We start from the raw sequence: 12,083 nt of genomic DNA, 5'->3' as shown, positions 1-12,083 counted from the left end.
GCAGTTGTTAAAATAGTGTAAATGCTTTTCACTTACACAGCCTGACCAAAATTGATTTATAGATGAGTAATATATCAATATTGGTTGTGATATTTTAGCTAGTGGTAGACTTTTATGAAAGTTAAATTACTGAGAGTTTGCAAAGGACGAAATGAATCCTATCTTGCTTCGGTTAATACCGTTTACTCAAGTGCTCTAACGATAAAAATAATATTTAGGTTGATATTAATAAGTTCTGCTAATTAATGTGCTTATTGTTAATATATAGCCTGTTATGCATAAATACACTGCGTCGAAGATTCTTGAGTAAGTCCTTCATTCCATCTGGAGTATTCGATTATATGAGTGAACTAACTTATTGGCAGGCAGCAAGGTTTTTGGATTGTGCGACATTTGGACCTCGGCAGGAAGATATTGTTGCACTACAAAACTCAGGTGTTGACAACTGGTTGCAGCATCAACTGACGATTGACGCTAATGAGCATTTTCCCCACCTGGACGCGAAACAGCTCACTAACGGCAATGTGTGGCCTGAGCAACGCAATGCAACTTGGTTTGACTTTGCTTTATGGGGAGAGGATCAACTCCGTCAGCGCGTTGCTTATGCTCTTAGTCAAATTTTGGTTGTATCTAATGTTGGCGAATTAATGGAGAAACCAGATAGACCCCTGGCAACCTATTACGATCTGTTGGTTAAGTACGCATTCGGAAATTATCGAGAGCTACTATATCACGTTAGTATATCGCCTTTTATGGGCGAGTTTTTAACTCATGCAGGCAATAAATCTCGCGCTGTGACCGGTGTCGATCCTGATCAAAATTATGCTCGTGAAGTTATGCAACTTTTCACATTAGGCTTAAATAAGCTCAATATGTGGGGCGAGCCAATACTCGATGGTGATGGTAATCCAGTGCCGAATTTCACCGAAGATGATGTGGAAAATTTAGCAAAACTGTTTACCGGATGGCGTAGGCATACGCCACTGACCCACAATATAAACTGGCGAACACCGATGTATGTCGACGAGATAAATCATGATACGACAGAAAAGGTGGTATTGGGTCATATTTTTCCAGCTAATGTTGACGCAGAGAGTGAGTTGCTCGCGCTGTTGGATATTCTTGTCGATCACCCAAGTACGGCACCTAATATATCCAAGTTTCTTATCACTAAATTAGTTACGTCAAACCCGAGCTCAGAGTATGTCTATCGAGTGTCCACTGCTTTTCGTAATACAGGGGGAGAGCTTAGTGCCGTCATTCAAGCGATTTTGACCGATGAAGAGGTCTACAGACAAGACCATTATGGGGCTAGGGTTCGAGAGTCTCGTTTACATGCGACTGCATTTCTGCGTGCTCTAGACTGTTTCACGGTGCGTGATATTGCCGATGGTGGATTAAGTTTAGAACGAACCTTTCCTTATCTTAAAGTCCTAGGTGCTAATTCTGTCTTTAATTTTTATGACCGAGATTTTATTCCACCTGGCCCACTGGGCGACCGAGAGCTACTTGCACCGGAACTTGATGGGGGAGAGTGGCTGGATATGGTTAAAGTTAGTAACTGGATGTATGAACAGATCTGGATTAAAGCAGAGGACTCAAGAAAATCTGGCAGAAAACACTTTATTTATGTGCGTTTGAATCCTTTCTTTGACATTGCGAAACAGGAGGGGGAGAAAGCACTGATTGATTTAATCGCCATGCGCTTTTGTAAGGGACAGATGACTGCTCGGCTTCGGCGTGCCCTTGAGGGGATCTTTGCCTTTCATAGCTCCGATGGAGCAGATTTAAAGCAAACCGTTCGGCAAATGATTTATTTTACAAGCACATCATCAGAATTTCGCGTTCAGGGATAAGATCATGAAACTAAACCGTAGAAACTTTCTTAAATCATCCGCTGCTATTGTATCAAGTTCGGGTGTACCTTTGTGTTTTTCTCTACCCCATACAGCGTTTGCGCAGCAAATATCGTCAAAGAAAGCACTCGTTGGGGTGTTCTTATTCGGTGGTTCTGACTCATTTAATGCGCTGTTGCCGATGTCTGGTAGCCAATATGATACCTACAGAGATGCTCGGCCGAGCCAAGGTATCGATAGCAGTGAGATGATCAAACTCAGTATCCTCGCGGACAACGGTGTTGAGCTCGGCTTGAATCCAGCAATGCCACAGCTTGCGAGCCTTATCCAACAAGGTAATGCAGTACCGATTATTAACGTTGGCCCCTTACTCGATGGAGAAGGAGCGCCGCCTGCTAATATGTCAGCCCATAATGCACAACAGCTTACATGGCGTAAGAGTTACGATCCTGAAGGTAAGCGCAATCATACTTATGGCTGGGCTGGTATGATGATGGATCTGCTCTATGATCCAAGCAAAATACTACCTGAGTCTATCGCGCAAGGAGGGAGTCTTTGGACGCGAGGTTTCAATGCTCCCTCCCTTGGGCTGAGTAATAACATCAGTGGTGATGAAATATTAGCCAACTTCCCTGAGCTGAAAGCTATCTACGAGAATTATCATTCTGACACTGCTGTTTCACCGTTTGAACAGGAGGTGGATATCCGGCGCATTGATGGTATGACTAAAGGAGAGTATGTCCAAAGTATATTAAGCCAGTACCCAGTTGATGAAACCATTGTTGATAACTCTCTTGGGTCCCAGTTGCGTGTCGTCAAACAGATGATTGAGGCCGCAGATGATTTAGGCCACGAGCGGCAAATCTTCTTTGTTAGTCTTGGTGGTTGGGATAGTCACCGAGGGAGTAACACCAATCAACTTGCTAAGCTAGACAGTGCGTTGGGGAGTTTCCAACAAGCACTTAATGATAGTGGGTTGGGAGCTAATGTCACTACGTTTACGATGTCAGAGTTTGGTCGCACCGTCAGAGAAAATGCCAACAACGGCACCGATCACGGCTGGGGTGGTGTTCAGTTCGTTTTAGGGCAAAGTGTGAATGGTGGAAGGGCCTACGGGGACTACCCAAACTTTTCGGGCTCTAACAAGTTCCAACCAACCCTAGCCCACGAGCAAATGGCAGCAACGTTAGCCGAATGGATAGGTTTGTCTGCGTCGGGTATGGATTATGTCTTCCCCGCGCTTAATCCCAATCGTGAGAAGCCATTTGCAAAACGAACTCTTAATTTTATGGGGCAAGGTGGCAGTAGCGGTGCACTATTAGCTTCAGAAAGTAGCTATGTGCGCAGTGGCAGCTATGCGAATGACAATTATCATGATGATGTCTTATACCTCAAAAAAGCAGGGGGGGATTATCAAAGAAATACTTTGATTAAGTTTAACCTCCCTAATGCGAATCATCGACAAAGTATGTTGAGAGTCTACTTTGTTGGTGTTCACTCGACTAAGGCGTCGGATTGGCGTGATATTAGCGTCAGCCTCGGTCAGGGAAGTTGGTCTGAAACAAGCGTTACGTGGAATACTCAGCCTAAGGTTATTACTTTAGGTAACATCAAGCGAGTTTACGCTGAGCAGGTAGGTAGTTGGCTTGATATCGACATCTCAGACTTACTGTTAGGTATACAAGGTGAAGTGACATTAATCCTTAAAATTAATGATTATAGTAAAGGTCAGTGTGACACTAAGTTGTCGAATAAAGAGCTAGGTAGTGATTATTCACCACAACTTGTTCTCGCCTATTAATCCAATCAAGTGTACGTAGCAGCCTTAACCCGGTTACGTTAATCCCATGCTAAGAGAAGCCTAAGGGCTTCTCTTAGCTATCAGTTATCTAAAACAATTTGCTAAGATACCAGTACAATGGCTAGTGAGGCGTAGTTAAATGTCTGTCATTTGAGGTGTATCATTGTGTTAGCTAGTGCCCTAAGTTGCTATAAAGCTGAGTAATAAGGAAGATAAATGATAATCAGGGATGTTGAGTTAACCGACTCAAGAATAATATCAGAGATATACACCCATTACGTCGAGTCAACTTTTATTTCGTTCGAAGAGGAAGTTATTTCAGAGATTGAAATGGCGAAAAGAATAAACGGTATTCGTAGTAATGGCTTGCCGTAGTTGGTCGTGGAAATTGAAGGTGCTGTTGTAGGGTATGCATACGCGAGTACATGGAAAGCGCGCAGTGCTTATCGTTATACCGTCGAGTCATCGGTTTATATATCACATGATTATTTGAGAAATGGGTTAGGTTCTACGCTTTATGGCTCGCTGCTGGAGCGACTTAAACAGGAGCAGTATTGTAATGTCATTGGCTCGATAGCATTACCGAACGATCCTAGCGTCCGAGTTCATGAAAGACTTGGTTTTACAAAAGTGGGTGAGTTTTCCGACATAGGCTTGAAGTTTGGTGAGAAGCGCAGTGTCGGTTACTGGCAATTAAGGCTAAATGAGTAATATGTTGCCAACTGAATCTAATTGTAGTTAAAGCAAATGTTAAAAAGGAATCTACTTTAAGTAGATTCCTTTTATTAGCATTTACGACGTACTAATACAATGATTAGTGTGAAGCTGCCATTGTCTCTTCTAACAAGTGGTCAATACGTTCAATGTAATCATGGTACTCAGCCGAGTTTTCCGTCGCAAAGTGGAAGTTACGGAAATAACGTGTCATCGCGGTAAAGAACTTACGAGCATCTGCTTTATCTTCAAAGTCATAAGTGTTACGCGCAATGTTAACCACTTTATTGAAGATGAACTGCTGGCGCTCGAAGCTACACGATGCATCGACGTCATCGAAGGCATTCTGTTGCAGGTAGACCATATCCACCAGTAGGGCTTTTTGATAGGTCACGTAGTCATCGAGTGAAATACCTTCTTCACCAGTCACCTGCATCATTTTACTGATGCTATCGCCAGTCACGAGCAGCTGCTTCATCTCTTTGATGGTCGGAACCCAGTGTGGACCGATGTTTTCCGCATACCAAGGCTCGAGTTGATCAAGGTAGCGAGACCATGAGATCAATGGATCGATGGCCGGGTAGAAGCGCTTGTACGCACGCTCATACGACAGACCCAAGAAGGTTTTCACCGTACTTAGGGTAGACTGAGTCACAGGCTCTTCGAAGTTACCACCGGCTGGTGACACCGAACCAATCATAGTCAGTGAGCCTTTCACGCCATCTTCGTTGTTGATCACGCCACAGCGCTCATAAACGCCCTTGATTGACGAGTCTAGGTAGGCTGGGAAGCCCTCTTCACCTGGGATCTCCTCAAGGCGGTTAGAGGTTTCACGCATCGCCTGTGCCCAGCGCGAAGTCGAGTCAGCCAGCACCAGTACGTTAAAGCCCATCTGACGGTAGTATTCACCAAGGGTGAGGCCGGTGTAGATAGACGCTTCACGCGCTGCAACTGGCATGGATGAGGTGTTACAGATGATCACAGTGCGATCAATCAGGGTGCCACCATGCTTAGGGTCGGGTAGGTGAGGGAACTCTTCGATGGTTTCTACTACCTCACCAGCGCGCTCACCACAGGCAACCACGATAACGATGTCGGCATCACAATAACGTGAGATACCGTGTTGCAGAACGGTTTTTCCTGAGCCGAAAGGACCAGGAACACAGCCCGTACCGCCGCGCGCAATCGGGAAGAAGGTATCGATGGTACGAGTGGTGGTCACCAATGGCTCAGAAGGGAACTGGCGTGTGGTGTTGCCTTTGACTGACAAGGTGTTGGCAATCGACTGACGCACTGGCCATTTTTGCACCATGGTCAGCTTGTGCTCTTTACCTTTTGCATCAACAATGTGGGCGATGACGGTATCAACGGTAAAGTTACCCTCTTGAATCCAAGTCACTTCCACTTCGCCTTTGATGTGGAAAGGCACCATAATCTGGTGAGTAAAGCGGCCTTCTTGCACGCTACCTAGCGATTGTCCTGCCAGTAGCTTTTCACCCTGACGTACTTTAGCAGTAAATGCCCAAGTCTCGGCCTTATCAAGCGCATCAACGTGCATGCCGCGTTTTAGGAATTTGCCGTGGATTTGCGCTAGGCGCTCTAGAGGTTGTTGCAGGCCATCATAGATTTGCGACAAGATGCCCGGGCCCAAATCAACCGTCAGCATCTCGCCGGTTTGAATAATGTCATCGCCAACTGCGACACCACGGGTATCTTCATAAACTTGGATGTCAGCGCTATCGCCATTCACGCGCAGCACTTCGGCCATCAGCTGCTCATCGGCACCCTCGGTTTGCTTGCGGCTAGGAATAACATAGACCACCTCATTCTTGATAAGGGCGCCCTTGGTTTCTGGGTTCAGACGGATTTTTAGGGTGTCACCAATGACTGCGGTTACGTGGGCAGTCGGTGTAGTGTTAGTAGTTTCAGTGCTCATTGAACAACCTGTTTTGTTTTCTTAATTAGGCAGATCATGGGCGAACTCGCCCAGTGCATTCTCTACGAGCTGATCAAAGCGCTCGATAGCAAGCTCGTTATTGTATGTCGTCCAGCGAGAGACAAGATTCCAACGCAGCACATAGATCACGACGGCTTCAAAACTGAAGCGTTGTGTGGTTTCAACACGATCAAGCTCATGCCATACCGCCTTGAGCAGCTCTTGTTCAAGCTCAAAGCTCTGGTCGGCTTCCATATACCTGGCCACATCGGGCAGCCAAGGAAAGGTAAATTGCAAATTGAAGTACGGCACGTTCCAGTTACGACGAATAAACTCGTAACGCGTACCGAAGCTCCAGCGTGGCTTTGACGGTGCGCCAGCGCCCGCACGTTTGTGGCGCAATGCCGCAACAACCGTGCGCATGTCGAGTCGCCAGTCAATTAGCTCTGTAAGGACTTTGCTGTTGACTTGTTCTCGGGTGCGGGTGGCAAACTTGATCAGCTCGGCGTCACTGGTATCGTCTTTGGCTGAATCCCAGTGCATCAAGCGCTCAATTTTACTTAGCAGCTTTCGCTCTGTGAATGACAAACTGCTTAGACGGCGCTCAAGCTGATAACGTGAAATAGGCGTTACCTGACTGTCAAACAGAGAGTCGATATGCGGCAGCGACGTCAAAAGGCTGTGGTAAGCTTTTTCGGCCATATTCGCTCCTTGTGGAAGAAAAGGCAGGGCAAGCCTGCCTTTCAGCGCTTATTTAACAATCCCTTCTAGCAACGCACGGAAGCGAGGCTGAAGGTGGTTTAGCATCATCTTGGTCACGGTCTCATCTGAAAGCGCAACCTCAATGTCTTTGTCTTTAAGACGGAATACAACAGCATTGTCGTTGTCGTCATTGACATTAAACGTGACGCCATCACGGAGCATTTCTGCCGCTTGCGCAACCGCAAAGTGCATCAAGGTACCTTCCTTGAGCTCTTCAGGGTTGTTTTGCAGATCGCTCAGACCCACAACCTTGGTTGGCAGGATGACTTCTAGCGCTTCATCGCGACTAATGTCGTTGCGACCAGCGATTTCCAAGATCATCTGTTTAAGCAAGGCTTGGTCAGTCAGTTGAGTGCCGACTGTAGCCTGGATCTGCTGAGCAAACTCATCTTGCAGGAAGCTTTTTAGCTCTAAGATGGCATTGCGATTAGCCATTTCAAACGCTTGCTTACCCGCTGAAGTGACAAAGTCAGCTTCTCTTTTCGCGTCCGCGAGGATAAGCTCAGCTTTTGCCTCTGCCTCAGAAATGATCGCAGCGGATTCTTTGCGCGCCTCGGCAAGAATATTATCGGCTGCCAACTGGCCAGCCTCTACGCCCTCTTGACGTAATGTCTCTACCAGCTGCTTAATGCCAGCAGATACCGGAGTGTGTTGAGTTTCTGTAGTCATTATCCGTTCCTTAAGCGGCGATGTTGCCGCCCATTACCAAAGCGAAAACGAAAGCAAATACAGAGAAGCCTTCAACGATAGCCGCTGGTGCGATTGATAGACCAAATACTTCTGGCTTGTTCTTCGATGCATTGATCGCCGCGGATACCGCTTGACCTTGATAGATAGCCGAGAAAAGTAGCGCAAGACCTGTCATCAGACCGATACCAAACAGACCACCCGCAGTTGCGTCAGTCACACCGATACCCGAAAGGGTAAACATGATCACGATGCCGTAGATAACCTGAGAAGAAGGCATCGCCGATAGACCGATGTATTTACCGTAGCCAGACTCAACATCCAGCATTGCGCCACACGCCGATTGTCCTGCAACTGAACAACCAATTGCTGAGCCAATTGCGCCAAGCGCTACTGGAGCGAATGCGCCTAACCAACCTAGTGCAATAACGAAATGTTCCATTTTTTAATCCTCTTTCTTACGAAACGCTTTGAATGGGTATCCTTCGTCGGATAGACCCCAATTTACAAATTCAATTACATTGAGACGCATGCCGTGAACCACGCCACTCATAATACAGAGTGCGAAGTTAAGGACATGGCCGAGAAGCAGAATCAAGCCAGCGAACAACACGCCGGAAACGGGTTTAGCTTCAATAGCTTGACCTGCAAGTGAGTTAAATGTCATCGCCAATGACGCACCCGACAGACCCAGTGCGAATAGACGCATGTAGCTGAGAATGTCACCGAACGCACCAGTGATGTTATAGATAGCTTTAGCACCATCGAGTATGCGCAGCGCCAGACCTTTCGGCGTGTCGATAGGACGGTTGCTGCTAAAGACGCAGACAAGGCCCGCACCACCAATCGCACAGACAACGCCGACAAACTTGCCAAGGCCTTGCCAAACCGTACCGGTTTCGGCAAACCAATACACCATGCCGCCAAACATTAACGCGGCCCAGCCAAGTGGTGCCAGCGCGCGAGTTTGAGTACGGTTGATGTAAGCAGTCATCACGTTGGCGATGATCAGGTGCATGACACCAATAAACACAGACAGCTTCATCATCGCCGAATAATCGTTCATATCGATGATGTTCAGCGAGCCTAATAGGCTGCCCTCGCTCGGTGTTACACCAAAGTAACTACCGGCTAAGATGCCCCAAGCCACCCCAAGTCCTGACATAAACAGGCCAAGGTTCTTAAGTCGCTGTCCTTCGATGCTTTGCTCAAACTTGTCTCTAAACAACAGAACAATCACACCAAAGATGGCCGAGTACATGGCGTCATTCATAATCATGGCAAAGAACAATGAGAATGAATAAAACACCAGATTACCCGGGTCCCAAGCACGATAGTTTGGGGTTTGGAAGAAGCCCATCGCCTCTGCACCACCACCGGTCAGATCCGAGTTTTCGAGCAAGGTTGGCGGCTGGTCGTCAGCCTGCGGCTCTTCCAGTAGCACGGCGGTGCCAAAGGCCTCGCTGAGCTCTAGAATCGCCTCTTCGGCATCGGCAGGCATCCAACCTTGGACGAGGAAGAACTCCCCTTCATCTTGAACACCAGATGATGCCAGCAACAGCTCAGCATGATCCTGGCTTGCGGCAAGCGATTGACTTAATGGATAAATCCAACGAGTCAAGGCTTCACGTTCGGCGTACAAGTCTTCAAGGTGCTGCTCGGCAATCTCGATATGCTCTTCAACTTTGGATAAGCTATCTTGCCCAACACGTGAGCGCTCAACCGGTAGAATGCCGCTATCGGGTTCGTTTTCTGATACCACGATAATGTAAGCATTTTTCTGGTCGCGATAGATCTCCTGCCAAGGAACCTCTAGGCTGGACAGGGCTGCCGACTTTTTCAGTGGCAATACATAAAACCAAAAGCGCAGACCTTGGATGCTAGCAAGCTCAGGCAAGTCAAACTCACCCCACGGACGCAACAGTTGCAAACGCTGTTTGAGTAGGTCGCGTTTATCTTGTTGCTGGCGGATGCGCTGCTTGTTCTCGAGGATCTCTGCCACCAACTCATCGACATCGATCAAGCTTTTATCTTTGACCGGACGGCGACGGCGTTCGAGGCGACTGAGCCACGCGAGTGCCTCACTTGCCTCAGTTGGCTGCTGCATAGCAATCGCACGATTGACTTTGGCATTGTCTTCACTTAATGGAATCAGGTGCATACAACCAAGCGCTTGCAAAGCAATGAGGATGTCTTCACGACGTGAGGCTTGGCCACCAAGCGTTAGTCGTTTTAGTGATTTAATACTCATGCTTGACCTCCCTGCTGTTTGGCTTGTTGTGCTAACACTTTTTGCTTGGACAGTTTTGCATTCATTACCGCGGCTCGGTCTTGATCGGACAAGTAGATGCCGATACGACGAATGTTCTCTTTTGTCTGTGGAATAAGTACCTTAGAGAAAAGATTCACTCGTTGACTGGTGACGCGAGTGGCATGACTGATCAGCTCATAGCGTTTTTGAAAAACAGACAGTTCGACACGCAGGCGGACCATCTCTTTCAATTGACGCACAACACTATCAACCCAATGGGGGCGAGCTAAGTAGCTGTAAGGGGTGAGTTCAAAGTCAATGTCTTTGATCACCGGCACTTTACAGCCAACGATGTTTTGCGTATCGAGTGTAACGTTATGAACTTTGATCAAGTTGTTCACGCTAATCTCTTTGCAAGCCAGCATAGGTATCGCTTCTTTGACGATACTGCGCAGCTCAGCGACTCGCTGCTCTGCGTCTCTCAATGCTTGCTCGGCTTTTTTACGCTCAATCATCAATTGTTGACGCTTTAGCTCTAACGCAGGTAGGTAGCGGTTGTATGTCTTTAAGCTGCGTTTTTCTTGGTTTAACGCGCTTTTGTTCAAGGCTACCTGGGACATCGATTAAACCTCCGCTTCAACAGGGGAAGTTTGGTTTGATGGCCAGTAGTGCTCAAGCAAGCTGTCTTTGATCAGTGTTTCTTCCGCTTCAAAGCAGTCTGCAAGGATCTTCCAGCCAAGGTCGAGGGCATCTTCCAGCGACATATCGACATCCAGCGTCATAAAGTTTTTCTTGAACAGATCGCCGTACTTAAGGGTTTTGCGGTCGTAATCAGAAAGCTCAAACGCCATCGCCTCTTTCTGCTTTGCTTCAACGGCCTCAGAATACAAGCGGATCAGGGCATCCATCAGCGCACCGTGATCTTCACGAGTCTGCTTACCGACAACCATCTGTTTCAGGCGAGATAGAGAGCCAAACGGATCAATGACGCCATCGTGAAGGTAGAACTGACCTTCCGTGATGTAGCCGGTGTTATCTGGTACTGGGTGTGTAACGTCGTTGCCTGGCATCGTCGTAACAGCAAGCAGAGTCACTGAGCCTGCGCCCTTGTAGTCACAGGCTTTTTCGTAACGCTTAGCAAGCTGTGAGTACAAATCACCCATATAACCGCGGTTCGAAGGGATCTTGTCCATAGAGACACCAATCTCTTTCATCGCATCCGCATACGAGGTCATATCGGTAAGCAAAACGAGCACGTTTTTGCTCTCACCCACTGCAAAGTGTTCAGCCACGGATAGCGCCATGTCGGGAGCAAGCAGACGTTCAACAGTTGGGTCGGAGGCTTGGTTAACAAACATCACTGTGCGCGAGGAAACACCGGCCTCTTCAAACTGGGTTTTGAAGAAATGGTAATCATCGTAAATAAGACCCATGCCTGCGAACACAACCACGTCCGCTTCTGCCTGAATCGCAATTCGAGATAGGAACTTGTTGTACGGCTCACCCGCAACCGAGAATACTGGGATTTTCTGTGATTCAACGAGGGTGTTAAATACGTCAATCATTGGCACGTTGGTTCGCACCATACGTGAAGCCAGTGTACGACGGACAGGGTTGACCGATGGGCCATCGATCTCAACCTTGGGATCGGTCTCGAGCTCAGGTCCATTATCGATAGCATGACCTGCACCGTTGAAAATACGACCAAGAATGTTCGGTGAGTAAGTCACCTTCATCGGCTGATCTAGAAAACAGACTGCGGCATTGGTCGATAGACCTTTACAGCCTGCAAATACCTGCAATGAGACTTCTTCATTATCAATCTTAATGATTTGAGCTAATGAATAGTTCTCACCATCTTGCTCAATCATCGCAAGATCGCCATATTTGGCTGTGGCATTTTCACTATTAAGTTTGGGTACTTCTACCTTAATCAAATCACCAACAATACTTAGTATGTTGGTGTATCTTAAAAGACTCTGCGACATCACAGTTCCTTGATTACTACTTAAAGGAAGAGTTTTTCAGTTATTTAGCTTGTTATTAAAATAACTGATTAGTTGGTCATTGAATTAA

The 12,083-nt window shown here is 47.1% G+C and carries 10 protein-coding genes; 3 read left to right on the top strand and 7 right to left on the bottom strand.

Annotation, left to right across the window (positions count from 1 at the left end; translation table 11 throughout):
• Positions 1 to 341 precede the first annotated feature (341 nt).
• The 3 genes from GT360_RS18790 to GT360_RS18780 all read left to right on the top strand — a co-directional run bounded on the left by GT360_RS18790 (position 342) and on the right by GT360_RS18780 (position 4,368).
• Positions 342 to 1,856, top strand: a complete 1,515-nt coding sequence (locus GT360_RS18790) for a DUF1800 family protein (RefSeq protein WP_164650483.1) — start codon at positions 342 to 344, stop codon at positions 1,854 to 1,856.
• Positions 1,857 to 1,860: 4 nt separating this feature from the next.
• The gene (locus tag GT360_RS18785) at positions 1,861 to 3,657 is read left to right on the top strand and encodes a DUF1501 domain-containing protein (protein WP_164650482.1); all 1,797 of its coding nucleotides are present in this window, start codon (positions 1,861 to 1,863) and stop codon (positions 3,655 to 3,657) included.
• Between the two features lie 381 nt (positions 3,658 to 4,038).
• Entirely contained in the window at positions 4,039 to 4,368 is a 330-nt protein-coding gene (locus tag GT360_RS18780; protein ID WP_239502647.1) for a GNAT family N-acetyltransferase, read from the top strand.
• 103 nt (positions 4,369 to 4,471) lie between these two features.
• Here the strand turns inward: GT360_RS18780 and GT360_RS18775 are convergent, their stop codons facing one another.
• From GT360_RS18775 to GT360_RS18745, 7 genes are read right to left on the bottom strand one after another with little or no spacing between them, the layout of a single operon-like run.
• Positions 4,472 to 6,307: a V-type ATP synthase subunit A gene (locus tag GT360_RS18775; RefSeq protein WP_164650481.1), complete on the bottom strand. Its 1,836-nt coding sequence runs from the start codon at positions 6,305 to 6,307 to the stop codon at positions 4,472 to 4,474.
• A 21-nt stretch (positions 6,308 to 6,328) separates the two neighbouring features.
• On the bottom strand, positions 6,329 to 7,009 hold the full coding sequence (locus GT360_RS18770) for a DUF2764 family protein (RefSeq protein WP_164650480.1): 681 nt from the start codon (positions 7,007 to 7,009) through the stop codon (positions 6,329 to 6,331).
• A gap of 48 nt (positions 7,010 to 7,057) precedes the next feature.
• Positions 7,058 to 7,738, bottom strand: a complete 681-nt coding sequence (locus GT360_RS18765) for a hypothetical protein (RefSeq protein ID WP_164650479.1) — start codon at positions 7,736 to 7,738, stop codon at positions 7,058 to 7,060.
• Positions 7,739 to 7,748: 10 nt separating this feature from the next.
• The gene (locus GT360_RS18760; protein WP_164650478.1) at positions 7,749 to 8,198 is read right to left on the bottom strand and encodes an ATP synthase subunit C; all 450 of its coding nucleotides are present in this window, start codon (positions 8,196 to 8,198) and stop codon (positions 7,749 to 7,751) included.
• A 3-nt stretch (positions 8,199 to 8,201) separates the two neighbouring features.
• Positions 8,202 to 10,007, bottom strand: coding sequence for a V-type ATP synthase subunit I (locus tag GT360_RS18755; protein ID WP_164650477.1), 1,806 nt, complete (start codon positions 10,005 to 10,007; stop codon positions 8,202 to 8,204).
• A complete protein-coding gene (locus GT360_RS18750) occupies positions 10,004 to 10,627 on the bottom strand; it encodes a V-type ATP synthase subunit D (protein WP_164650476.1) in 624 nt (207 codons plus the stop codon). Before GT360_RS18750 ends, GT360_RS18755 begins: the two co-directional genes overlap by 4 nt.
• A 3-nt stretch (positions 10,628 to 10,630) precedes the next feature.
• Positions 10,631 to 11,995: a V-type ATP synthase subunit B gene (locus GT360_RS18745; protein WP_164650475.1), complete on the bottom strand. Its 1,365-nt coding sequence runs from the start codon at positions 11,993 to 11,995 to the stop codon at positions 10,631 to 10,633.
• Positions 11,996 to 12,083: the final 88 nt, after the last annotated feature.

The organism is Vibrio astriarenae, from assembly GCF_010587385.1.
Lineage (GTDB): Bacteria > Pseudomonadota > Gammaproteobacteria > Enterobacterales > Vibrionaceae > Vibrio > Vibrio astriarenae.
The sequence above is the reverse complement of the archived record's forward strand: the minus strand, read 5'-3'. Positions and strand labels throughout refer to the sequence as shown.